Source organism: Rhizobacter fulvus, assembly GCF_964020785.1.
Window position 1 is genome coordinate 3422826 of record NZ_OZ224516.1, and the last position, 23956, is coordinate 3446781.

Genomic DNA, 23956 nt, shown 5'->3' on the forward strand with positions numbered 1-23956 from the left:
ACGGGCAGGGGGTCGAGGGCATCCGGGATTGCCTGTGGTCATCCGATGTTGTCAATTTACGCTGACACTCTTACGATGGCAATATGTTTACACCCGCAGCCGCCGTGGACTCTGCCGGCCCGCTCCTGAAGGACCGGCCGCACGCGATCGTGATCGGCAGCGGCTTCGGCGGGCTGGCGGCCGCCGTGCGGCTCGGTGCGCGGGGCTACCGCGTCACGGTGCTCGAGAAGCTCGACGCGCCCGGCGGCCGGGCCTATGTGCACCGGCAGGACGGCTTCACCTTCGACGCCGGCCCCACCGTCATCACCGCGCCGTTCATGTTCGAGGAGCTGTGGGCGCTCTGCGGCCGGCGCATGGCCGACGACATCGACCTGCGGCCGGTCGCGCCGTTCTACCGCATCCGCTTCGACGACGGCGAGAGCTTCGACTACAGCGGCGACGCGGCCGCGATGCGGGCCGAGGTGGCGCGCTTCGCGCCGGGCGACGTGGCCGGCTACGAGCGCTTCCTGAAGGCGAGCGAGGCGATCTTCAAGGTCGGCTTCGAGGAGCTCGGCGACCAGCCGTTCGACTCCTGGACCGACATGGCGCGCGTGCTGCCGGCGCTGCTCAAGCTGGAGGGCTACCGCACCGTCTGGACGCTGGCCTGCAAGCACGTGAAGGACGCGCGGCTGCGCGTCGTGCTGACCTTCCAGTCGCTGCTGGTCGGTGGCAACCCGTTCTCGACGACGTCGGTGTATTGCCTGATCGCGTTCCTGGAGCGCCGCTGGGGCGTGCACTTCCCGATGGGCGGCACCGGCAGCCTCGTCAAGGGACTGGTGAGCCTGATCGAAGGGCAGGGCGGGTCCGTGCGCTGCAACTGCGGCGTCGCGCAGATCACGGTCGCGAACGGGGCGGCGAGCGGGGTGCGGCTGGACAACGGCGAGACGGTCGCCGCCGACGTGGTCGTCTCGAACGCCGATTCGGCCTGGACCTACCGCCACCTCGTGCCGGCCGAACACCGCCACCGCTGGACCGATGCTCGGATCGAGAAGGCGCGCTATTCGATGAGCCTGTTCGTCTGGTATTTCGGCACCAAGCGCCAGTACCCCGACGTGGCACACCACACGATCGCGCTCGGCCCGCGCTACCGCGAGCTGCTGACCGACATCTTCGATCGCAAGCTGCTGGCCGACGATTTCAGCCTCTACCTGCATCGCCCGACAGCCACCGATCCGTCGCTTGCGCCGGCGGGCTGCGATGCGTTCTACGTGCTGTCGCCGGTGCCGCACCTGCAGAGCGGCACCGACTGGGCCGCGCATGCCGAGCCGTACCGCCTGGCGATCCAGCAGCGCCTGCAGGCCACGCTACTGCCGGGCCTGGCCGACGAGATCGTGACCTCGCGGCTGCTCACGCCGCAGGATTTCCAGGACCGGCTGTCGTCGTTCCGCGGCGCGGCCTTCTCGCTCGAACCGGTGCTGACGCAAAGCGCCTGGTTCCGCCCGCACAACCGCAGCGAGGAACTGGATCGCCTGTACCTCGTCGGCGCCGGCACGCACCCCGGTGCCGGGCTGCCCGGCGTGCTTTCCTCGGCCCGCGTACTCGACTCGGTGGTACCCCATGCAGACCAGCTCGCCGCTTCCCGTGACCCCACTCGCGACGGTGTTCGGGTCGCGCCCGCCTGAGCTGGCCGCCGCCGCGCGCGCCGACCTCGCGGCGTGCCGCGCAGCGCTGCGCAACGGCTCGAAGACCTTCCTCGCCGCGTCGTTCCTGCTGCCGCGCGGCGTGCACGAGCCGGCCTCGGCGCTGTATGCGTTCTGCCGCCTCGCCGACGACGCGGTCGATGCCGGCGACGAGCGCGGCGACGCGGTCGTGCGCCTGCGCGAACGCCTGCGCCTGGCCTATGCGGGCACGCCGCAGGACGATCCGGCGGACCGGGCGCTCGCGCTCGTGGTCGCCCGCCACCACATCCCCGCCGCGCTGTTCGATGCGCTGCTCGAAGGCTTCGAGTGGGATCTGCAGGGGCGCCGCTACGACACGCTCGACGCGCTGCACGAGTACGCCGCCCGCGTGGCCGGCACGGTCGGCGCGATGATGGCGCTGCTGATGGGCGTGCGCTCGGCCGAGGGGCTGGCGCGGGCCTGCGATCTGGGCGTCGCGATGCAGCTGTCGAACATCGCGCGCGACGTCGGCGAGGACGCGCGCCTGGGTCGCCTGTACCTGCCGCGCGCCTGGATGCTCGATGCCGGCCTCGACCCCGATGCGTGGCTCGCGGCGCCGGTGTTCACCCCGGCACTGGCCGGCGTGGTGCGCCGCGTGCTCGACGCGGCCGAGGCGCTTTATGCGCGCGTCGATGGCGGCGTCGCGCGGCTGCCCCTGGCGTGCCGCCCCGGGATCAACGCCGCGCGCTTCATGTACGCCGAGATCGGCCGCGAGGTCGCGCGGCGCGGGCTCGATTCGGTGAGCGGGCGCGCGCGCGTCTCGGCCGCGCGCAAGAGCTGGTTGCTGTTGCGCGCGGCGCTGCAACTGGCTCCGTCCGCCGCGGCTGCGGCGCTGCCGCCGCTGCCGGCCAACCGCTTCCTCGTCGACGCGGCGGTCGCGGCATCGCCGCGGGCCGAGCCGATGCCTGCGAACCGCAGCTTGGTCGAGCGCGTGGCGTGGACGTTCGAGCTGTTCGCGCGCCTCGAGCAGCGCGACCGGCTGCGCGCGTCGGGCCGGTCCGGCGGGGCCGATCTCGCGACATGAGCTCCGCGATGATCATCGCGGCCGAGATGACGCTGGTCCTCGGCGTGGTGCTCGGCCTGGCGGTCTGGGAACTGTGGCGACTCAAGCGCGACCGGGCCGCGCGCAAGCCGCCGCCGCCCGAGCCACCGGCTCCGGACCGGTGACGCCCTTCAACCCGCGCGGCGCGGCATCCTGAACGGCAACATTGCCTGCACCCACGGGCTCGCGAAGCGCGGCAGGGACAGGCTCTCGTGCATCGCCGTCACGCGCTCGCCGAGCCATCGCGCGTCGAGCAACGAGCGGGCGTAGAACGGGGCGTCGGTGAGCGTCCGCACGACGCACGTCGTGCTGCCGGCATCGGTGCGCCCGCCGCGCGCGATTCGCCACAGCGTGGGTGGCAGTGTCGCGGCGGGCGGCGGGTCGATCGCACACACCTCGCCGGCGCGCATGTCGAAGCGCAGCCCGAGCCTCAACGGCGTCAGGCCGATGCGCGCGACGTCGTAAAGCACGACGCTGTCGCCGCCCGCCAGATGGGCGCGCGACCAGTCCCAGCGCTCGAACGCGCTTTCCAGCGGTGCGTCGCCATGGTTCGCGTCGAGGTAACCGGGGCCGGACCAGCAGGTGTCGCCGAGCGCGACCTCGACGCGTGCGGCCGGCGCGATCGGGCACCAGCGGTGACCGGGCGCCAGCGCGACCGGGTGGTCGAAGCGCCGCGGCACCTGCACGGTGACCGAGCCGCGAATGCGCGATGGCCACGGCACCGCGAGCTCGTCGAGCACGATGTGCAGCGCGTCGCCCGACCAGCGCAGCCCGCTCGGGCCGATCTGCAGGTGCGTGGCGTCGCGCGAGACCCGGCCGCGCCCGCGCTCGGTCATCGCCCAGCGGCTGCCGCCCCGCCCGTACAGCGCGACGTTGACGGCGCAGTGGTTCAGCGGGTCGGCGCCGCGGCCGCCGCGCCGCGCCTGCGCGTAGTACGGGGAAAACACGCTGCCGATGAACGCGATGATCGTCAGGCCGTGCTCGCCGTCGTCGCTCAGGGCGTCGAGGTACCACCAGGCGTAGCCGTTGGCGCCGACGTGGAGGTCGAAGGCCGGCGCGAGCGCTGCGGCCCCGTCGCCGTGAGTTGCGCGATGACGCTGGCCGCCGCCTGCCGGCCCGAGAGCGCCGCCATCGGCACGCCGGGCCCCGGATGCACCGAGCCGCCCGCGAGGAACAGGCCCGGCAGCCTGCTGCGTGCGCCCGGCCGGCGAAACGACGCCGCCCACCCGTGCGAGGCCTGGCCGTACAGCGCTCCCCCGGTCGCCGGGAACAGGCGCTCGAAGTCCTGCGGCGTCGTCCGCACCGTGTGCTCGGGGTGACGCGTCACCTGCAGGCCGCAGCGCGACAGCGTCCGGAAGGTCTGTGCTTCGCATCGTGCCAACTCCTCTTGGGTGAACGGCCGCAGGTCGCCGACCGGCGGCGCATTGACGATCAGCAGCAGGCGCTCGGCGGTGCCGGAGGCGGGTGTTGCGCCGATCTCGTCGCCGCCGCGGTCCTGCGCGCAGACGTAGACGGTCGGCGAGGCGGGCAGCAGGCGGTCGCGGAAGATATCGTCGAATTCGCGCGCCGGATCGTCCGCGAAGAACACCGTGTGACGCGACAGCGGGAAGCCGTCGGTCGGGGCCAGCAGGTTCAGGGTCAGCGCCGACAGCGAGCGACGCGTCGGCGCGGCCGGCGCGCAGGCGTCGAACACGGCGCCACCGAGCAGCCCGCTCGTCAGCGCGGCGACGTCGCCGTTGAACACGACGGCGTCGGCGGCGAGTGTCTCGCCGTCGGCCAGACGGACGCCGCAGGCCGCGTCGCCACGCACCAGGATCTCGTCGACCGGGGCGTCGAAGCGCAGCGTCGCGCCGCGCTGGCGCGCGAGTGCGGCCAGCGTCTGCGCGATGCGGTGCATGCCGCCGTCCACCAGCCACACGCCGTCCTGCTCGACATGCGCGACCAGCATCAGCGTGGCCGGCGCGAGAAACGGGGAGGAGCCGCAATAGGTCGCGTAGCGGCCGAACAGCTGGCGCAGCCGCGGGTCGGTGAAGTGGCGGCCGAGCTCCGAGGCCAGCGTCGCGAACGGCGAGATCCGCAGCAGCTCCGGCAGGCCGCGCCAGCCGGCCCGGCGCACGAGCGACAGCGGGGTCGGCCGCGTGCCGCGCAGGAACGGCATCTCCAGCGCCCGATAGATGCCGCGCGCGCGTTCGCAGAAGGCGAGGTAGCCGCGGCTCTCCGCGGCGCCGGCGAAGCGGCCGATCGCATCGGCCGAGCGCGCGATGTCGGCGAACAGGTCCAGGCGCTGATCGCCGCGCCACGCGTGCCGCGCCAGCACCGACACCGGCTGCAGCGTCAGGTGGTCGGCCAACCGCAGCCCGAGCGCGTCGAACAGCTCGTCGAACACCCAGCGCATCGTGAAGACGGTGGGGCCGGCGTCCATCGCCACGCCGCCGGGCGCCACCTCGCGCAGCTTGCCCCCCGGGCCGCCGGCGCGTTCGAGCACCGTCACGTCGACGCCGTTCGAGGCCAGCTCGAGCGCCGTGACCAGGCCGCCGATGCCGGCGCCGATCACGACGACGCGGGCCGTGCTCATGGGCCGGAGCTCCGTCGAGTGTCAGGTTGACGCGTCAAAAGCATGTGTCTATGCTACGTGACACTCGACGACGACGCGAGCCCGTTACACCCTCCCTCAGCTGCCACGCCGGCAACGGCGGAATCTCATGAAGCCCATGACGCGCATCGAACAGGCCCTGGCCACCGCCATTGCATCCGGCGAGTCGGCCGAGTGCCCGCCCAAACTCGCCGGCGCGATCCGCCATGCGGTCTTTCCCGGCGGCGCGCGCATTCGGCCCCAGCTGTGCCTCGCGGTCGCACAGGCCTGCGGCGACGACGACCCCGCGCTGTCGGAAGCGGCGGCCTCGGCGATCGAACTGCTCCACTGCGCCTCGCTGGTCCACGACGACCTGCCGTGCTTCGACGATTCGCCGACCCGCCGCGGTCGCGCGTCGGTGCACTATGCGTTCGGCGAGAGCCTGGCGGTGCTCGCCGGCGACGCGCTGATCGTGCTGGCGTTCCAGACGCTCGCGGTCCACGCCGGCCAATCGCCACAGCGGCTCGCGCCGCTGCTCGCGACGATCTCGCGCGGCGTCGGCATGCCGTGCGGCATCGTCGCCGGCCAGGCCTGGGAATGCGAGCCGCGCGTGTCGCTGGCCGACTACCAGCGCGCCAAGACCGGCGCGCTGTTTGCCGCCGCCACGATGGCCGGCGCGCAGGCTGCGGGCGCGGAAGCCGCGCCGTGGCGCGCGCTCGGCGAGTGGCTGGGCGAGGCCTACCAGGCGGCCGACGACATCCGCGACGTGGTCGGCGACCCGCGCGTGATGGGCAAGCCGATCGGCCGCGACGTGGCGCTGCTGCGCCCGAGCACCGCGAGCGAACTCGGCCTGGACGGCGCCATCGCGCACTTCGACCGACTCGTCGGCTTCGCGATCGCCGCGGTGCCGGAGTGCCGCGGTGCGGAGCAACTGCGCCAGCTGGTGCGGCTGGAGGCCGAGCGGCTGGTGCCGCAGACGATGTCGGAAGACCTGGTGCGGGTCACGGTCTAGACCGGTCCCGGGCATGAGCAGCGTCCCCGGTGCACTCGCGATGTCCCGGTGGAGCGGCTGGCTCGACCGCGGGCTGGCCTGGCGCGACCGCCTGCTCGCGAGTCCGCTGTTCCAGCGCCGCGCCGCCTCGTTCGCGTTGACGCGGCCGGTGGCCCGCCGGCATGCACGCGAGCTGTTCGACCTGGTCTCGGGCTTCGTCTATTCGCAGGTGCTGCTCGCCTGCGTGCAGCTGCGCATCTTCGAGATCCTGGCGGAAGGGCCGCAAGCGTTGGCGCAGCTCGCGCCGCGCCTGGGCCTGTCCGGGGAGGCAGCGCGCCGCCTGCTCGACGCGGCGGTGGCGCTGCGCCTGCTCGAGCACCGCAGTGGGCAGCGCTACGGCCTGGGCGAACTCGGCGCGCCGATGGTCGGCAACGCCGCCGTCACGGCCATGGTGCAACACCACGCGGCGCTGTATGCGGACCTCGCGGACCCGGTGGCGCTGTTGCGATCGACGCCGCAGGAGCGGCGCGCCAACGCGCTGGCGCGCTACTGGGCGTACGACGATGCGCCCGCGCCCGATCCGGCCGCTGCCGAACGCATCGCGGCCTACTCCGCGCTGATGGCGGCGTCGCAGCCGCTGGTCGCCGACGAGATCCTCGATGCGTATCCGTTGCATCGACACCGCTGCCTGCTCGATGTCGGGGGCGGGGATGGCCGCTTCCTCGCGACGGTCGGCCAGCGCTACCCGTCGCTCGGCCTGCTGCTGTTCGACCTGCCCGCCGTCACCGAGCGTGCGCGGGCGCGCTTCGCTGCCGCGTCGCTGGGCAACCGGGCCCGCACTGTCGGCGGCAGCTTCCTGACCGATGCCCTGCCGCGCGGCGCCGACATCGCCGCGCTGGTGCGCGTGATCCACGACCACGACGACGCCGACGCGCTGGCCGTGCTGCGCGCGGTGCACGACGCGCTGCCGGCGGGCGGCACGCTGCTGCTGGCCGAGCCGATGGCCGGCACGCGGGGCGCCGAGGCGATGGGCGACGCGTACTTCGGCTTCTACCTGCTGGCGATGGGCCGCGGCCGCCCGCGCCGCGTCGCCGAGCTGCGCGCAATGCTCGTCGCGGCAGGCTTCGAGTCGGTGCACGAGCAGCCCACGCGCATGCCGCTGCAGACGCGCCTGCTGGTCGCCCGCCGTCGAGGCAGTGAAAACCCTGTGTGATTTTGATGTAAATCAAGATTGACACTCCAGACAGTAAGCATAGGATGACACTCGACATGACAACGCGACCTGACACTCCCCCGAACCCGCGGTCCGCGAGGCGCGCCGCATGAACGCGCTGGCCGTCGTGCTGCAGCAGCCGGAAGTGCTGACCCTGAGTCGGCTCGACCTGAGCGCCGCGACGGACGAGGACGTGGTCGTCGACATCGAATGGAGCGGCATCAGCACCGGCACCGAACGCCTGCTGTGGACCGGCCGCATGCCGTCGTTCCCCGGCATGGGCTACCCGCTGGTGCCGGGCTACGAATCGGTCGGCCGCGTGCGGCAGGCCGGCGCGCGCTCCGGCGCGGCGGTCGGTGATTGCGTGTTCGTGCCCGGTGCCAAGTGCTTCGGTGACGTGCGCGGGCTGTTCGGCGGCGCGGCCTCGCGCGTCGTGCTGCCGGGTGCGCGCACGGTGCGGATTTCAGAGCGACTCGGCGAGCAGGGCGTCCTGTTGGCCCTGGCCGCCACCGCGCATCACGTTGCCGGCGGTGCGCTCGAACGGCAACCCGACCTGATCATCGGCCACGGCGTGCTCGGCCGCCTGATCGCCCGCCTCGCGGTCGCGGCGGGCGCCGCGCCGGTGGTCTGGGAGACGAACGCCGCGCGGCGCGACGGGGCCCTCGGCTACCGGGTCGTCGACCCGTCGACGGACCCGCGCCGCGACTACCGCTCGATCTGCGACGTGAGCGGCGACGCGGCGTTGCTCGACACGCTGATCGCCCGCCTCGCGCCGGGTGGCGAGGTCGTGCTCGCCGGCTTCTACGAGAAACCGCTGTCGTTCGTGTTCGCGCCGGCCTTCATGCGCGAGGCGCGCATCCGCGTCGCCGCGCAGTGGCAGCCGGCCGACCTCGTCGCGGTGCGCGACATGGCGGAGTCCGGCGCACTGTCGCTGGCCGGCCTGATCACCCACCGGCACGACGCGCTCAGCGCCGATGCCGCCTACCGCACCGCCTTCGGCGATCCCGCCTGCCTGAAGATGACCCTAGCCTGGAGAGACTGCTCATGAGCACGTTGATCGACCACCTCGTTCGCGCCTGCGACGGTTTCGCCCAGCTCGTCCACCTCGCCGATCTCGACTGGAGGGCCTGCTCATGAGCACCGCCACCACGATCATGATGCGCGACCTGCGCGCCGAGGCCGCGGTCGAGCCGTCGCCGGTGTCCACCGCCAAGCCGACGAAGGAGACGCAGATCATCGCGATCTACGGCAAGGGCGGCATCGGCAAGAGCTTCACGCTCGCCAACCTCAGCTACATGATGGCGCAGCAGGGCAAGAAGGTGCTGCTGATCGGCTGCGACCCGAAGAGCGACACCACCAGCCTGCTGTTCGGCGGACGCGCCTGCCCGACCATCATCGAGACCTCGTCGAAGAAGAAGCTCGCCGGCGAGGCGGTCGCGATCGGCGATGTCTGCTTCAAGCGCGACGGCGTCTATGCGATGGAGCTCGGCGGCCCGGAAGTGGGTCGCGGCTGCGGCGGGCGCGGGATCATCCACGGCTTCGAGCTGCTCGAGAAGCTCGGCTTCCACGAGTGGGGCTTCGACTACGTGCTGCTGGACTTCCTCGGCGACGTGGTCTGCGGCGGCTTCGGCCTGCCGATCGCGCGCGACATGTGCCAGAAGGTCATCGTCGTCGCGAGCAACGACCTGCAGTCGCTCTACGTCGCCAACAACGTCTGCAGCGCGGTCGAGTACTTCCGCAAGCTCGGCGGCAACGTCGGCGTGGCCGGCATGGTGATCAACCGAGACGACGGCACCGGCGAGGCCACGGCCTTCGCCGAGCAGGTCGGCATCCCGGTGCTGTCTGTGATCCCGGCCAACGACGACATCCGCCGCAAGAGCGCCAGCTACGAGATCATCGGCCGGCCCGGTTCGCCGTGGGGCCCGATGTTCGCCGAGCTGGCCGAGAACGTCGGCACCTCGGTGCCGATCCGGCCGAAGCCGATGACGCAGGACGCGCTGCTCGGGCTGTTCTCGGCCGCGTCGGTCGGCCGCGACGTGGTGCTCGAACCCGCGACGCAGTTCGACATGTGCGGCAAGACCGAGGTCACGAAGCAGACCCTCGAAGTGGTCTACGACGAGGTCTGAGCCGTGGGCACCGCGACCACGATCCCCATCGTCCCGCTGAAAGTGACGACCGCCATCGAAGGGGATGGCATGGGCTGCCACTCGGGCGGCGAGGCGATGCTGGCCGCCGCGAAATCGGCGGGCAAGTCCGAGGTGCTCGATCGCTACGCGGCCGACTATCCCAAGGACCCGAAGGCGGGTCCGCACGACCAGCCTCAGAGCATGTGCCCGGCGTTCGGCGCGCTGCGCGTCGGCCTGCGCATGCGGCGCACGCAGACGATCCTGTCGGGCTCGGCCTGCTGCGTCTACGGCCTGACGTTCACGTCCCACTTCTACGGCGCGAAGCGCAGCGTCGGCTACGTGCCGTTCAACAGCGAATCGCTGGTGACCGGCAAGCTGTTCGAGGACATCCGCGAGGCGGTGCACCAGCAGGCCGATCCGGCCAGGCTGGATGCAATCGTCGTCATCAACCTGTGCGTGCCGACCGCCAGCGGCGTGCCGCTGCAGATCCTGCCGAAGGAGATCAACGGCGTGCGCATCATCGGCATCGACGTGCCGGGCTTCGGCGTGCCGACCCACGCCGAGGCCAAGGACGTGCTCGCCGGCGCGATGCTGAAGTACGCGCGCGCCGAGGTGCTGGCCGGACCGGTACAGGCACCGCGCGCAGGCCGCTCCAGCAAGCCGACGATCGCGCTGCTGGGCGAGATGTTCCCGGCCGACCCGGTGATCATCGGGATGATGCTGGAGCCGATGGGCCTGGCCGCGGGCCCGGTGGTGCCGACGCGCGAATGGCGCGAGCTCTATGCGGCGCTCGACTGTTCGGCGGTCGCGGCGATCCATCCGTTCTACACCGCAAGCATCCGCGAGTTCGAGGCGGCAGGGCGGCCGATCGTCGGCTCGGCGCCCGTGGGGCACGACGGCACCGAGGCCTGGCTGCAGGCCATCGGCCAGTCGGTCAACGTCGCGCAGGACAAGATCGATGCGGTCAAGAACCGGATGCTGCCGGCGATCAAGGGCGCGCTCGCGGCGTTGCCGATCAAGGGCCGTATCACGCTGAGCGGGTACGAAGGGTCGGAGCTGCTCGTCGGGCGGTTGTTGGTCGAGAGCGGCGCGGACCTGCGCTATGTCGGCACCGCCTGCCCGCGCACCGCGTGGAGCGACGCCGACCGGCAGTGGCTCGAAGCGAAGGGCGTGCACGTTCAGTTCCGCGCCTCGCTGGAACAGGACCTCGCGGCGATGCACGAGTGGCAGCCCGATCTCGCGATCGGCACCACGCCGATCGTGCAGGCCGCCAAGGAGCTGACGATTCCGGCGCTGTACTTCACCAACCTGATCTCGGCCCGCCCGCTGATGGGCCCGGCCGGCGCCGGGTCGCTGGCGACCGTGATCAACGCGGCGATCGGCAACAAGGCGCGCTTCGAGCAGATGAAGGAGTTCTTCGGGGGTGCCGGCAGTGCCCATGCCTCGGGCGTCTGGGAGGCATCGCAGGGCGTGCCCCAGGACCGCCCCGAGTTCAAGGCGGAGCAGCGCCGCCTGGCGCTGAAGGCCGCGAAGAAGCGCAAAGCCGAGGAGATGGTCTGATGGCGTTGATCCTCGACCATGACCGGGCCGGCGGCTACTGGGGCGCGGTCTATGTGTTCACTGCGATCAAGGGCCTGCAGGTCGTGATCGACGGACCGGTCGGGTGCGAGAACCTGCCGGTGACCTCGGTGCTGCACTACACCGACGCGCTGCCGCCGCACGAGCTGCCGATCGTCGTCACCGGCCTGGCCGAGGAACAGCTCGGCCGCGAAGGCACCGAAGGATCGATGCGCCGCGCGCACGCCGCGCTCGATCCGGACCTGCCGTCGGTGGTCGTGACCGGCTCGATCGCCGAGATGATCGGCGGCGGCGTCACGCCCGAGGGCACGAACCTGCAGCGCTTCCTGCCGCGCACGATCGACGAGGACCAGTGGCAGTGCGCGAACCGCGCGATGTTCTGGCTCTGGTCGGAGTACGGGCTGAAAAAGGTCCCGGCACGCAAGCCCTTCGCCGAACGGCCTGCCGGCGAGAAGCCGCGCGTCAACATCATCGGCCCGAGCTACGGCACCTTCAATTCGCCGAGCGACCTGGCCGAGATCCGCCGCCTGGTGCAGGGCATCGGCGCCGAGATCAACATGGTGTTCCCGCTCGGCAGCCACCTGGCCGACGTGTCGCGCCTGGTCGAGGCCGACGTCAACATCTGCATGTACCGAGAATTCGGCCGCATGCTGTGCGAGGCGCTCGAGCGGCCGTACCTGCAGGCGCCGATCGGCCTGCACAGCACGACCAAGTTCCTGCGGTCGCTGGGCGAGCTGCTGGGGCTCGACCCCGAGCCCTTTATCGAGCGCGAGAAGCACAGCACGATCAAGCCGATCTGGGACCTGTGGCGATCGGTGACGCAGGACTTCTTCGGCACCGCCAGTTTCGCGGTCGTCGCCAACGAGACCTATACCCGCGGCATCCGCCACTTCCTCGAGGACGAGATGGGCCTGCCGTGCCAGTTCGCGGTCGCGCGCAAGCCTGGCGCGAAGACCGACAACGACGCGGTGCGCCGGCTCACCAGGGACAAGACGCCGCTGGTGATGTACGGCAGCTACAACGAGCGCATGTACCTGGCCGAGATCGGCGGGGGCGGGATGATGAAGACGAGCTTCATCCCGGCGTCGTTCCCGCTGCCGATCATCCGGCGCGCGACCGGCACGCCGTTCATGGGCTACGCGGGTGCGACCTACCTGATCCAGGAGTTCTGCAACGCGCTGTTCGACGCGCTGTTCCACATCCTGCCGCTCGGCACCGACCTCGACAAGGTCGATCCGACGCCGGCGCGCCTCGGCGACGAGCCGGCGCGCCCTTGGGACGACGACGCGCAGGCGCTGCTCGGCGAGTTCGTCGAGTCCGAACCGGTGCTGGTGCAGATCTCGGCCGCGAAGCGGCTGCGCGATCGCGCCGAGCGCGACGCGAAGCGCGATGGCGAAGAGCGCGTGACGGCCGCGCGCGTCGCGAAGTCGCGCGACGCCCTCAGACAGGGGGAGCCCGCGTGAGTCGCGCGCCCTCATCGAATTGCCGCGGCACCCGCTGCGTCAAACCCCGCCGCGGGGGCATTTTCGCGGTGTTGGCCGAAAGGCCGAACAGGGTCGTACCGGCCCAGAAGGAGAAAGAGCATGGCTGACAGCAGGCAAGGCTCCCTGTCCGGACTCACGGAACAGGAAGCCAAGGAGTTCCACGGAATCTTCATGACGAGCTTCATCATCTTCACGCTGATCGCGGTCGTCGCGCACTTCCTGGCGTGGCAATGGCGGCCGTGGCTGCCGGGTGCGAGCGGCTATGCGTCGATCGTGCACGACGCCAAGGAAGTCGCGATGGCGTACATCGCGGTCGGCTTCACCGGCTAGGAGGACACAACATGTGGCGCATCTGGATGCTTTTCGATCCGCGCAGGACGTTGATCGCCCTGTTCACGTTCCTGTTCGTGCTGGCACTGGTGATTCACTTCATCCTGCTGAGCACCGACCGCTTCAACTGGCTCGAGGGCCCGCGCAAGGCCACGGCCGTCGCGGCGCAGATGTCACCGATGCCGGCACCCGCCGCGGCGCCGGCGAGCAAGTAGCGACGGCGGTTTACGTCGGAGCAGGCAGGGCGCGGCGTGACGCACCGCACCCGGCTGCGATAACGAGTCTGAAGATGCGCGCGCCGGCAACGGCCGCGCATCGATCGGGGACAAGACCATGGCGATGCTGAGTTTCGAGCGCAAGTACCGAGTCCGCGGCGGCACCTTGACCGGGGGCGACCTGTTCGACTTCTGGGTCGGCCCGTTCTATGTCGGCTTCTTCGGGGTGACGACGCTGTTCTTCGCGACCGTCGGAACGCTGCTGATCGTCTGGGGTGCGTCGCAGGGACACACCTGGAACCTGTGGCAGATCTCGATCGCGCCACCCGACCTCAAGTACGGCCTGCGCATGGCGCCGCTGATGGAGGGCGGCCTGTGGCAACTCATCACGGTCTGCGCGATCGGCTCGTTCGTGTCGTGGGCGCTGCGCGAGGTGGAGATCTGCCGCAAGCTCGGCATCGGCTACCACGTGCCGTTCGCGTTCTCGATCGCGATCCTCGCCTACGTGACGCTCACGGTGATCCGGCCGGTGCTGCTGGGCGCCTGGGGCCACGGCTTCCCGTACGGGATCATGAGCCACCTGGACTGGGTCTCGAACACCGGCTACCAGTACCTGCACTTCCACTACAACCCGGCGCACATGCTGGGCGTGAGCTTCTTCTTCGCGACCACCTTCGCGCTGTCGCTGCACGGCGGGCTGATCCTGTCGGCCACGAACCCCGCGAAAGGCGAGACCGTCAAGACCGCGGAGCACGAGAACACCTTCTTCCGCGACACGATCGGCTACTCGATCGGCACGCTGGGCATCCACCGGCTCGGGCTGTTCCTGGCCCTGTCGGCCGGCTTCTGGAGCGCCGTGTGCATCGTCATCAGCGGCCCGTTCTGGACCCGCGGCTGGCCCGAGTGGTGGAGCTGGTGGCTGAACCTTCCCATCTGGGCGAATTGACCGAATACAACAGCCCGAGGAGACCCTGATGGCTGAGTACCAGAACATCTTCACCCGCGTGCAGGCCTATGCGCCTGCGTACGCCGGCATCCCGCTCGCGCAGGGCAACAGGGAACGCGAGGGCCCGCCAGTCCACGTGCACTGGCTCGGCAAGCTCGGCGACGCGCAGGTCGGGCCGATCTACCTCGGCTGGCTCGGCCTGGCCTCGGCGCTGTGCATGTTCATCTGCATCGAGATCATCGGGCTGAACATGCTGGCCTCGGTGAACTGGAACCCGATCCAGTTCGTGCGCCAGCTCCCGTGGCTCGGCCTGGAGCCGCCGCCGCCGAGCATGGGCCTGAAGCTGTTCCCGCCGCTCAACCAGGGCGGCTGGTGGCTGATGGCCGGCTTCTTCATGACCAGCTCGGTGCTGCTGTGGTGGGCACGCATGTACCGCCGGGCGCGCGCGCTCGGCATGGGCACGCACATCCCCTGGGCCTTCGCGGCGGCGATCTGGCTGATGCTGGTGCTGGGCTTCATCCGCCCGATCCTGATGGGCTCGTGGGGCGAGGCGGTGCCGTTCGGCATCTTCCCGCACCTGGACTGGACGGCGGCGTTCTCGATCCGCTACGGCAACCTGTTCTACAACCCGTTCCACATGCTGTCGATCGCGTTCCTGTACGGCGCGACGCTGCTGTTCGCGATGCACGGCGCGACCATCCTCGCGGTCAGCCGCTTCGGCGGCGAGCGCGAGATCGAGCAGATCGTCGACCGCGGCACCGCCAGCGAACGCGCCGCGCTGTTCTGGCGCTGGACCATGGGCTTCAACGCGACGATGGAATCCATCCACCGCTGGGGCTGGTGGTTCGCGGTGCTGTGCCCGCTGGTCGGCGGCATCGGCATCCTGCTCACCGGCACGGTTGTCGACAACTGGTACCTCTGGGCCGTCAAGCACCACGTCGCGCCGATCTACCCGGCCGTGTTCGCGCCGGTGATCGACCCGGCCACGCTGCAGGGAGTCAAGCCATGATGCGTCTCTTCCGAGGGTTCGCCGTGCTCGTCGCGGCGACATTGCTGGCCGCCTGCGAGCGCCCGCCGATCGACTCCGTGCAGCGCGGCTACCGCGGCACCGGCATGGACCAGGTCTACAACCCGCGCCTGATCGCCGCGGCGGCGCCGGCCAACGCGCTGCCGGCCGATTCGCCGATGGTGCCGCCGGGCGGACCGGCGGCCTCCACCGTGTTCAAGAACGTCAAGGTCGTCGGCGACCTGGGCGTCGGCGAGTTCACGCGGCTGATGGTGTCGATGACGGCCTGGGTCGCGCCCGACCAGGGCTGCACCTACTGCCACAAGGCCGGCGAGGACTTCTCCAGCGATGCGCTCTACACCAAGGTCGTCGCGCGTCGCATGCTCGAGATGACGCGCCACATCAACACCGACTGGAAGACCCACGTCGCCGAGACCGGCGTCACCTGCTACACCTGCCATCGCGGCCAGCCGGTGCCGTCGAACCTGTGGTTCGCGCCTCCGGTCGACACCCATGCGGCCACGATGCTGGGCAACCGGGCGGGTCAGAACGCGCCGGCGCCGTCGGTGGGCGTCGCGTCGCTGCCCAACGACCCGTTCACGCCGTTCCTGGACCAGGGCAACGAGATCCGCGTGATCGGGCAGACGGCGCTCGCGTCGGGCAACCGCCAGTCGACCAAGCAGGCCGAGTACACCTACGGCCTGATGATGCACATGTCGAAGTCGCTCGGCGTGAACTGCACCTACTGCCACAACTCGCGCTCGTTCGCCGAGTGGGACACGAGCACGCCGCAGCGCGCGACCGCGTGGTACGGCATCCGCATGGCGCGCGACCTGAACACCACCTACCTCGATCCGCTCGCCGGCGTGTTCCCGGCGAACCGGCTCGGGCCGACCGGCGACGTGCCGAAACTGAACTGCGCCACCTGCCACCAGGGCGCGTTCAAGCCGATGTACGGCGCGAGCATGCTGAAGACACATCCGGAACTCGCCGGCGTGCGGGTCGCGCTGGCCGCGCCCGCGGCGGCGGCCTCCGCGGCGGAGGCGGGCGCCAGCGCGCCGGCCCGCTGACGGACGCGCGGCGAGTCGTCCGCTCGGTGACGGCGGGCCACGCGTGGGGCCAATCGGCGGCGCGCCGGCAGGCCCGGCGCCGCTGACCGTACGATCGTCGCCATGAGCCAGCACCCGGTCGGATTCCGCGGCAACAAGGCGGCATTGCCGAGCAAGCCGTGCGCGGCGTGCGGCTTGCCGATGACCTGGCGCAAGCGCTGGGCGAAGAACTGGGCCGAGGTCAAGTTCTGTTCCGAGGCTTGCCGGCGCAAGCCGGCGCCGCGTGGCTGAGCTGCGCACGCTGGTCGTCGTGCTGGGCGACCAGCTCGATCTCGCGGCGTCGGGGTTCGATGGCTTCGATGCGCGGACCGACGCGGTCTGGATGGCCGAGGTCGGGGACGAGTCCACGCATGTCTGGTCCGGCAAACCGCGGATCGCGATGTTCCTGGCCGCGATGCGCCACTTTGCGCTCGCGCTGCAGGCGGCGGGCCGGCCGCTGCACTACAAGCGCCTCGAGGCACCCGGCAACGCGGGCAGCCTGTCCGCGCAGCTGCAGGCGGACATCCGCCGGCTGCGCCCGACGCGTCTCGTGATGACCGCGCCGGGGGACTGGCGTGTGCTGCAGGCGATCAAGGCCGTGGCGGCGGCCAACGACCTGCCGCTGGACATCCGCGAGGATCGCCACTTCTTCACCACGGTGCGCGAGTTCGCCGTGCACGCGCGCGGTCGGAAGACCTTGCGCATGGAGTTCTTCTACCGCGAGCAGCGCGCCCGCCACGGCGTGCTGATGGACGACGGCGCGCCGGCCGGCGGCCGCTGGAACTGCGACGCCGAGAACCGCGAGTCCTTCGGCAAGAACGGGCCGGACGGGGTGCCGCCGCGTGCCACCTTCACACCGGACGAGGTCACCCGCGAGGTGCTTGGCATGGTCGAGCGGCGGTTCGCATCGCACCCCGGCCGGCTCGACAGCTTCGGCTGGCCGGTGACGCGCGCGCAAGCCCGGCTTGCGCTCCAGGCGTTCATCCGCGAGCGCCTGCCCTTGTTCGGCCGCTACCAGGACGCGATCTGGCCCGGCGACCCCTGGCTGTACCACGCGCAGCTGTCGGCGGCGCTGAACCTGAAGCTGCTCGACCCGCACGAGGTCGTCGCCGCGGCCGAGGCCGCGTACCGCGACGGCCACGCGCCGCTGGCGAGCGTCGAGGGCTTCGTCCGCCAGATCCTCGGCTGGCGCGAGTACGTGCGCGGCCTCTACTGGACCCGCATGCCGGACTATGTCGAGCGCAACGCGCTCGATGCGCAGCAGGACCTGCCGGCGTGGTACTGGACCGGCGCGACCGACATGGCCTGCGTGCGCGATGCGCTCGCGCAGACGCTGACGCACGGCTATGCCAACCACATCCAGCGCCTGATGGTCACCGGCCTGTATGCGTTGATGCTCGGTGTCCAGCCGAAGCAGGTGCACGCGTGGTACCTCGCGGTGTATGTCGACGCGGTCGAGTGGGTGGAGCTGCCGAACACGCTGGGGATGAGCCAGTACGCGGACGGCGGCCTGATGGGCAGCAAGCCCTATGTGGCGACCGGCAAGTACATCCAGCGCATGAGCCCGCACTGTGCCGGGTGCCGCTACGACCCGGCGCAGCGCCGCGGCGAGCGCGCGTGCCCGTTCACGACGCTGTACTGGGACTTCCTGATGCGCCATGAAGCGCTGCTGGCCGACAACCCGCGGATGGCGCTGCAGGTGAAGAACGTCGCGCGCCTGACCGACGCGGAGCGGGCGGCGGTGCGCGAGCGCGCGGCGTCGATCCGCCGCGGCGAGATCGGGGCCGTCGGCGCCTGACGCGACTTCGGTGGCTCGTATGATCCGCTCACCGTCCACGCCCACCGAGCATCGCGTCGCGCCTTGAGCATTCGAACCCTCCTGGTCCTGTTGGTCATGGCCGTCTGGCTGCCCGCACTGGCGGGCTTTTCGTTGCTGGCGCGGATCACCTACCTGCGCGAGGTGGCGGACGCGCGTCACGCCGTCGAGCAACTGGGCGAGAGCATCGCCTCGAGCGTCGAGCGCGAGCTGGACAAGCGGGTGTTCATGGCGCGCGCGTTGAGCGCGTCCTCCTCGCTGGCCGAACAGGACCTGCATCGTTTCCACCGCGAGGCGAGCGCGGCGCTGAAGGGGTCCGGCGCCTGGGCGGTGCTGGTGGACGAGCGCACGCAGCTGGTCAACACGGTGTTGCCGTTCGATGCCCAGGCGACGCGCGAGCGACCGCCCGGGCTGCCGCTGCTGCGCGAGGGGTCGGCCATCCTGTTTGCATCCCGGGGCGCGGCGACCGGTCGGCCCGTGCTCGGCGCCTTCGTGCCGGAAGCGCAGTCGTTGCCTGTCGTGCGCAACGTGGGCGTCGTGTTCGAGTTGGCCGCGATCCAGGGCATTCTCGACAGCCAGAACGCGGCGCAAGGCAGCTTGTCCGCCGTCGTGAACCAGGACTTCGTGATCATGGCCCGCAGCCGCGACCCGCAGAAATGGGTCGGCGCCAAGGCGGGGCCGGAAATCCAGCGCCGCGTGCGGGCGAAGGAGGTCGGCTTCGGCGAGTCCGTCACGCTCGACGGCGTGCCCTCGCTGACGTTCCTCACGCCGGCCAACAAGTACGGCTGGACCGTCGTGCTGGCGCTGCCGAAGAACGCGCTGGCCGCGGCCGCGCAGCGCCTGACGATGCAGGTGCTCGCGGCCGGCGCGGCGATCCTGGCGATCGGCCTGGCGGCCGTGCTGTACCTCGCGCGGCGTGTCGGCGCGCCGGTGATCGCGTTGCGCGACGACGCGCTCCGGCTGGGCGACGATTCGGTCCCGCCCGAGCGCGCGTTTCCGGTCCTGGAGGTGCGCGAGGTCAGCCGCGCGCTGCACGCCGCCGGCCGGCGCTCGCACGAGGCCAAGCAGCTCCTCGAGACACGGGTGCGGCAGGCGGTCGTCGATGCCGAATCGGCGCAGGCCAAGCTGCTCGAGGGGCAGAAGCGCGAAGCCATCGGCCGGCTCACCGGCGGGCTCGCGCACGAGTTCAACAACCTGCTGCAGACGATCAGCGTCGCGCTGCAGGTGCTCGAACGCGATGCGAAGGAAGGCCGCAACGCGCGGGTGATGCAGTCGGCCAAGCAGGCCACGCGGCGCGCGGCCGACCTGGTGCGCCAGATGTTGAGCTTCGGCCGCGAGCGCCCGCTCAAGCGCGAGCCGGTGCAGCTCGCGCGGCTGCTCGATGGCAGCCAGGAGCTGACGGACAAGGCGGTCGGGGAGAAGATCGTGCTCAGCGTCGACGTGCCCACCGACCTCCCGCCGGTGTATGTCGATCCGGCGCAGCTTGAACTCGCGGTGCTGAACCTGGTGTTCAACGCGCGCGACGCCATGCCGAACGGCGGGCGGATCGCCATCGGTGCGACGCTGCACGCGGCCGCGGCCAATGCGCTCGATGCGACCGACCAGGTCTGCCTGAGCGTTGCCGACAACGGCTCGGGCATGGACGAGCTGACGAAGGCGAAGGCGTTCGAGCCGTACTTCACCACCAAGCCGATCGGCGCCGGCAGCGGGCTCGGGCTGGCGCAGGTGGCGGCGTTCGTGCGGCAGAGCGAGGGCCATGCCTCGATCGACAGCGTGCCCGGTCGCGGCACCACGGTGAGCCTGTGGCTGCCGGTGGCGGCGGCCGACGCGAAGGCGCCGGCCTCGACCCCCGCCAACGCGCCGGCGCCGCGCGTGCTGCCGCTGCAGATCCTGATGGTCGAGGACGACGTTCTGGTTTCCGCCGTGGTGGTGCCGGCGCTCGAACGCCTGGGCCACGCGGTGCGGCTGTGCACGTCGTCGGACGCCGCCCGGCAGCTGCTGCACGAAGAGCGGGAACGCTTCGACGTGCTGTTCACCGACATCGTGATGCCGGGCGGCAGCTCCGGGCTGGATCTGGCGCGCTGGGCGCGCGCGCATCGGCCGTCGCTGCCGGTCGTCGTGGCGACCGGCTACACCGTGCGCGAGGTGCCGAGCGACCTGGAGCTGCTGCGCAAGCCCTACGACATCGATGCGCTGATGCTGGCGATGCTGCGCGCGATCGAGGCCGCACCGCGCTGACCGCCCCGGATCAGCCCGCGCGCACCGTCTCGCGCATCCAGCCCGCGAGCGCGTCCAGCACCTCGGTCATCACCTCGGCGGGTTTCCGGCCCGAGCGCACGAGCACCTCGAAACCGTGGTCGGCGTGGTCGATGAGCCGCAGCGTCGCGCCCGCGCCGAGGCCGCCGACGACGCCGGTGATGAGCGACAGCTCGGCGAGCTTGTCCCGCGTGCCCTGGACGAAGAGCATCGGCACGCGGACCTCGGCCAGGTGCCTGGCGCGCTCGATCGACGGCTTGTCCGGCGCATGCAGCGGGAAGCCGAGGAACGCGAGGCCGGCCACGTCGGCAAGCGGCTCGATCGCCTGGGCCTGCGAGGTCATCCGGCCGCCGAAGGACTTGCCGCCCGCGATCAGCGGCAGCCCGGTCTGCGCGCGCGCGAGGCGGCAGGCCGCGCGCACGGTCGCATGGGCCAGCGTCGGCGTGTCGGGCCGCCGCGAGCCGTTCTCGACATACGGAAACTGGTAGCGCAGCGTCGCGATCCCGCGCGCGGCCAGGCCGTCGGCGACGGCCGCCATGAACGGGTGGGTCATCCCGGCGCCGGCGCCATGCGCGAGCACGTAGCAGGCCGCTGCGGACGGCGGCCCTTGCAGCAGCGCAGAGACCGACTGGCCGTCGTCGAGCGGCACGCGCAGGGGAGTGGCTGAGGTCGTCATGGTCAGGTGCTCGCTCTCGGGATCAGTTGCCAGGGCAGCGACTGCGGCGTCAGCGGCGCGCCGTCCTGCAGCGCCGCCAGCAGCAGCACGGCGGCCCGGCGGCCGATCTCGTAGCGCGGCGGGCGGATCGTCGTCAATGACGGGCGCAACTGGCGGCCGATCTCGAAATCGCCGAAGCCCATGATGGCGATCTGCGCCGGGATGTCGAGCCCGCGCTGCTGCGCTTCGAGCAGCGCGCCGCAGGCGAAGTTGTCGTTGGCCAGCGCGATCGCGGTGACGGGCCGGGCCGGGTGTCCGTCCAGCAGCAGTGCGAGCGCGTGGCGCCCCGCGTCGAACGCGTCGCCGGGCTGTGCGGTCAGGTGACGGACTTCGGCGCCGGCGGCCTGCGCCGCGGCCACGAAGCCCTTGCCACGCTCGTGCGCGCGAAAGTCCTCGCCGACGCCGCTGTCGACATAGGCCAGGCGGCGGTGTCCTTGCTGCAGCAGGTGTGCGGCCATCGCCGCGCCGACCTCGGCGTGGTTGAAACCGACCTGCGCAAAGCCGTTGCTGAGTTCGCGCGGCTGCTGGTCCCAGATCTCGACGACGGGCGTGTGCGCGGCCTGTGCCGCGCGCAGCAGCGCGAGCGCGGCGTCGCTGTGGTGCCGGCCGGTCACGACCAGCGCACTCGGAAACCAGCCGAGCACGGCGCGCACCTGCGCCTGTTCGCGTTCGCGTGAGTAGCCGGTGGAGGCCAGCAGCAACTCGTAGCCGGCCTCCTGCAACCCGTCCGACAGGCCCTGCACGGTCTCCGCGAAGATCGAGTTCGCGATGCTCGGGATGATGGCCGCGACCATCTTCGAATGGCCGCTGGCGAGCTGCCCGGCCTGCTTGTTGGGCACGTAGCCGGTGGCGAGCAGGGCGTCCTCGATGCGCTGCCCGGTCTCGGCCGCGACGACCTCCGGTGCGCGCAGGTAGCGCGACACGGTGATCGCGGTCACCCCGGCCTGCTGGGCCACATCCTGCAGGGTCGCGCGGCCGTGGCCGCGGCGGTGGCGCGCGGGCGCCGGTGCGGGGTCGGCGGGTGTTGGCAATGCAGCGGCACTAGGGTTTCTCTTGATGGTCGACATCGGTTTCCGGCCTTAATGTTAGCGGTAACACGTTAGCGCTGACACCTGATTCTTCCACGCCCGCCGCCATGACCAAATCGTTGTCCGAATTGCGCAGTCGCCGCTGGTTCGCCGACACCGGCATGCGCGGCTTCGCGCACCGCCAGCGCATCCAGCAGATGGGCCTGCGGCGCGAGGACGTGCTCGACCGGCCGATCGTCGCCGTCATCAACACCTGGAGCGATCTGTCGCCCTGCCACGCCCACCTGCGCGAGCGCGCCGAGAGCGTCAAGCGCGGCGTGCTGATGGCCGGCGGCTACCCGTTCGAACTGCCGGCCATGAGCCTGGGCGAGGTGATGGTCAAGCCCACGACCATGCTCTACCGCAACTTCCTCGCGATGGAGGTCGAGGAGTTGCTGCGGTCGCTTCCGGTGGACGGTGCGGTGCTGCTGGCCGGCTGCGACAAGACGACGCCCGGCACGCTGATGGGCGCGATCAGCATGGGGCTGCCGACGATCTTCTGCCCGGCCGGGCCGATGCTGAACGACCGCCACGTCCGCGACGGCCGCTCGCAGACCGTCGGCGCCGGCACCCACACCCGCATGTTCTGGGACGAGAAGCAGGCCGGCCGCGTCGACGAGGCCGAGTGGATCGCGCTCGAGTCGCGCATGACCCGTTCGCCCGGCACCTGCAACACGATGGGCACCGCGAGCACGATGACCAGCATGACCGAGGCGCTCGGCCTGGCGCTGCCGGGCTCGACCAGCATCCCGGCGATGGACGCGGCGCACTCGCGCATGGCCACCGGCACCGGCGAGGCGATCGTCCGCATGATCCGGGACGACCTGACGCCGCAACGCATCCTGACCCGCGGCGCGTTCATGAACGCGGTGGCGGTGCAGATGGCGCTCGGTGGCTCGACCAATGCGGCGGTCCACATCATCGCGCTGGCGCGTCGCGCCGGCGTGGCGCTGACGCTCGACGACCTCGACGCGGTCGGCCGGCGCCTGCCGGTGATCGCCAACCTGTTCCCGAGCGGCGACCGGCTGATGGAGGACTTCCATTACGCCGGCGGCCTGCCCGCGCTGATGAACGTGATCCGCGCCGAGCTGTCGCTCGGCGAGCTGACCGTCACCGGCCGCAGCGTCGGCGAGAACATCGCGGGGCTGACGGTCCGCGACCCCGAGGTGATCCGCCCGCTCGACCGGCCGGTCAGCCCCGGCGGCGCGCTCGCGGTGCTGCGCGGCAACCTCGCGCCGAACGGCGCGGTGATGAAGCCGTCGGCGGCGAGTGCCAAGTTCCTGCGCCACCGCGGCCGCGCGCTGGTGTTCGACAGCCAGCCCGAGATGCAGGCCGCGATGAACGACCCCGATCTCGACGTCGACGAGAACAGCGTGCTGGTGCTGCGCAACGCCGGCCCGGTCGGCGCGCCGGGCATGCCCGAATGGGGCAACCTGCCGATCCCGAAGAAGCTGCTCGAACGCGGCGTGCGCGACATGGTGCGGCTGTCCGACGCGCGCATGAGCGGCACCCACTACGGCAGCTGCGTGCTGCACATCTCTCCCGAGGCGGCGGTCGGCGGCCCGCTGGCGCTGGTGCGCACCGGCGACATCATCGAGCTCGACGTGGCGGCGCGGCTGCTCGCGCTGGTCGTCGACGACGCCGAGCTGATGGCGCGCCACGCGCACTGGAAGCCGCCCGCGCAGCCCTACGCGCGCGGCTACGCCCGCCTCTACACGCAGCACGTGACGCAGGCGCACGAGGGCTGCGATTTCGATTTCCTGGAAGGCTCGGCGCCCACGCCCGAGCCCCCGATCTTCTGAAGGATGTGCGCA

At 71.2% G+C, this 23956-nt stretch carries 22 protein-coding genes; 18 read left to right on the forward strand and 4 right to left on the reverse strand.

Going from position 1 to position 23956, the window contains the following annotated elements; genetic code table 11:
- Nucleotides 1-104: 104 nt before the first annotated feature.
- The 3 genes from ACWH49_RS16405 to ACWH49_RS16415 are packed head-to-tail and all read left to right on the forward strand — an operon-like array spanning nucleotide 105 to nucleotide 2864.
- A complete protein-coding gene (locus ACWH49_RS16405; protein WP_448172428.1) occupies nucleotides 105-1661 on the forward strand; it encodes a phytoene desaturase in 1557 nt (518 codons plus the stop codon).
- A complete protein-coding gene (locus ACWH49_RS16410; RefSeq protein WP_448172429.1) occupies nucleotides 1621-2721 on the forward strand; it encodes a phytoene/squalene synthase family protein in 1101 nt (366 codons plus the stop codon). Before ACWH49_RS16405 ends, ACWH49_RS16410 begins: the two co-directional genes overlap by 41 nt.
- Nucleotides 2718-2864, forward strand: coding sequence for a hypothetical protein (locus ACWH49_RS16415; RefSeq protein ID WP_448172430.1), 147 nt, complete (start codon nucleotides 2718-2720; stop codon nucleotides 2862-2864). Before ACWH49_RS16410 ends, ACWH49_RS16415 begins: the two co-directional genes overlap by 4 nt.
- A gap of 6 nt (nucleotides 2865-2870) precedes the next feature.
- Here ACWH49_RS16415 and ACWH49_RS16420 read toward each other — a convergent pair whose 3' ends face one another.
- Nucleotides 2871-3686, reverse strand: a complete 816-nt coding sequence (locus tag ACWH49_RS16420; RefSeq protein ID WP_448172431.1) for a carotenoid 1,2-hydratase — start codon at nucleotides 3684-3686, stop codon at nucleotides 2871-2873.
- Nucleotides 3687-3733: 47 nt separating this feature from the next.
- On the reverse strand, nucleotides 3734-5314 hold the full coding sequence (gene crtD, locus ACWH49_RS16425) for a 1-hydroxycarotenoid 3,4-desaturase CrtD (protein WP_448172432.1): 1581 nt from the start codon (nucleotides 5312-5314) through the stop codon (nucleotides 3734-3736).
- A gap of 136 nt (nucleotides 5315-5450) precedes the next feature.
- Between crtD and ACWH49_RS16430 the strand changes: the two genes are divergently transcribed.
- The 14 genes from ACWH49_RS16430 (at nucleotide 5451) to ACWH49_RS16495 (ending at nucleotide 20342) form a co-directional block, all read left to right on the forward strand.
- Nucleotides 5451-6323 carry a polyprenyl synthetase family protein gene (locus tag ACWH49_RS16430; RefSeq protein WP_448172433.1) on the forward strand — a complete coding sequence of 291 codons (873 nt, stop codon included), beginning with the start codon at nucleotides 5451-5453 and terminating at the stop codon, nucleotides 6321-6323.
- 13 nt (nucleotides 6324-6336) lie between these two features.
- Entirely contained in the window at nucleotides 6337-7515 is a 1179-nt protein-coding gene (locus ACWH49_RS16435; RefSeq protein WP_448172434.1) for a methyltransferase, read from the forward strand.
- A gap of 109 nt (nucleotides 7516-7624) precedes the next feature.
- The gene (bchC, locus tag ACWH49_RS16440) at nucleotides 7625-8563 is read left to right on the forward strand and encodes a chlorophyll synthesis pathway protein BchC (protein ID WP_056461966.1); all 939 of its coding nucleotides are present in this window, start codon (nucleotides 7625-7627) and stop codon (nucleotides 8561-8563) included.
- Between the two features lie 85 nt (nucleotides 8564-8648).
- Nucleotides 8649-9641, forward strand: a complete 993-nt coding sequence (locus tag ACWH49_RS16445) for a chlorophyllide a reductase iron protein subunit X (protein WP_448172435.1) — start codon at nucleotides 8649-8651, stop codon at nucleotides 9639-9641.
- 3 nt (nucleotides 9642-9644) lie between these two features.
- Nucleotides 9645-11201, forward strand: a complete 1557-nt coding sequence (bchY, locus tag ACWH49_RS16450) for a chlorophyllide a reductase subunit Y (RefSeq protein WP_448172436.1) — start codon at nucleotides 9645-9647, stop codon at nucleotides 11199-11201.
- The gene (gene bchZ, locus ACWH49_RS16455) at nucleotides 11201-12682 is read left to right on the forward strand and encodes a chlorophyllide a reductase subunit Z (protein ID WP_448172437.1); all 1482 of its coding nucleotides are present in this window, start codon (nucleotides 11201-11203) and stop codon (nucleotides 12680-12682) included. The genes bchY and bchZ overlap by 1 nt, the downstream gene beginning before the upstream one ends.
- 120 nt (nucleotides 12683-12802) lie before the next feature.
- On the forward strand, nucleotides 12803-13033 hold the full coding sequence (gene pufB, locus ACWH49_RS16460; protein ID WP_082548658.1) for a light-harvesting antenna LH1, beta subunit: 231 nt from the start codon (nucleotides 12803-12805) through the stop codon (nucleotides 13031-13033).
- 11 nt (nucleotides 13034-13044) lie between these two features.
- Nucleotides 13045-13248: a light-harvesting antenna LH1, alpha subunit gene (gene pufA / locus ACWH49_RS16465; protein ID WP_056461980.1), complete on the forward strand. Its 204-nt coding sequence runs from the start codon at nucleotides 13045-13047 to the stop codon at nucleotides 13246-13248.
- Between the two features lie 118 nt (nucleotides 13249-13366).
- Nucleotides 13367-14194: a photosynthetic reaction center subunit L gene (gene pufL / locus ACWH49_RS16470; RefSeq protein WP_056461985.1), complete on the forward strand. Its 828-nt coding sequence runs from the start codon at nucleotides 13367-13369 to the stop codon at nucleotides 14192-14194.
- Nucleotides 14195-14222: 28 nt separating this feature from the next.
- On the forward strand, nucleotides 14223-15203 hold the full coding sequence (gene pufM, locus ACWH49_RS16475) for a photosynthetic reaction center subunit M (protein WP_448172438.1): 981 nt from the start codon (nucleotides 14223-14225) through the stop codon (nucleotides 15201-15203).
- On the forward strand, nucleotides 15200-16270 hold the full coding sequence (pufC, locus tag ACWH49_RS16480) for a photosynthetic reaction center cytochrome PufC (protein ID WP_448172439.1): 1071 nt from the start codon (nucleotides 15200-15202) through the stop codon (nucleotides 16268-16270). The genes pufM and pufC overlap by 4 nt, the downstream gene beginning before the upstream one ends.
- Nucleotides 16271-16372: 102 nt before the next feature.
- Nucleotides 16373-16540 carry a DUF2256 domain-containing protein gene (locus ACWH49_RS16485; RefSeq protein ID WP_448172440.1) on the forward strand — a complete coding sequence of 56 codons (168 nt, stop codon included), beginning with the start codon at nucleotides 16373-16375 and terminating at the stop codon, nucleotides 16538-16540.
- Nucleotides 16533-18086 (forward strand): cryptochrome/photolyase family protein, encoded by a 1554-nt coding sequence (locus tag ACWH49_RS16490; RefSeq protein ID WP_448172441.1) that lies wholly within the window; start codon nucleotides 16533-16535, stop codon nucleotides 18084-18086. The genes ACWH49_RS16485 and ACWH49_RS16490 overlap by 8 nt, the downstream gene beginning before the upstream one ends.
- Nucleotides 18087-18149: 63 nt before the next feature.
- A complete protein-coding gene (locus ACWH49_RS16495) occupies nucleotides 18150-20342 on the forward strand; it encodes an ATP-binding protein (RefSeq protein WP_448172442.1) in 2193 nt (730 codons plus the stop codon).
- A gap of 10 nt (nucleotides 20343-20352) precedes the next feature.
- On the opposite strand, the gene ACWH49_RS16500 is transcribed toward ACWH49_RS16495, so the two are convergent.
- Both ACWH49_RS16500 and ACWH49_RS16505 read right to left on the reverse strand, forming a co-directional pair.
- A complete protein-coding gene (locus tag ACWH49_RS16500; protein WP_448172443.1) occupies nucleotides 20353-21036 on the reverse strand; it encodes an alpha/beta hydrolase family protein in 684 nt (227 codons plus the stop codon).
- A 2-nt stretch (nucleotides 21037-21038) separates the two neighbouring features.
- A complete protein-coding gene (locus ACWH49_RS16505) occupies nucleotides 21039-22106 on the reverse strand; it encodes a LacI family DNA-binding transcriptional regulator (RefSeq protein ID WP_448172444.1) in 1068 nt (355 codons plus the stop codon).
- A 104-nt stretch (nucleotides 22107-22210) separates the two neighbouring features.
- Between ACWH49_RS16505 and araD the strand changes: the two genes are divergently transcribed.
- On the forward strand, nucleotides 22211-23944 hold the full coding sequence (gene araD, locus ACWH49_RS16510) for an L-arabinonate dehydratase (RefSeq protein ID WP_448172445.1): 1734 nt from the start codon (nucleotides 22211-22213) through the stop codon (nucleotides 23942-23944).
- Nucleotides 23945-23956 lie beyond the last annotated feature (12 nt).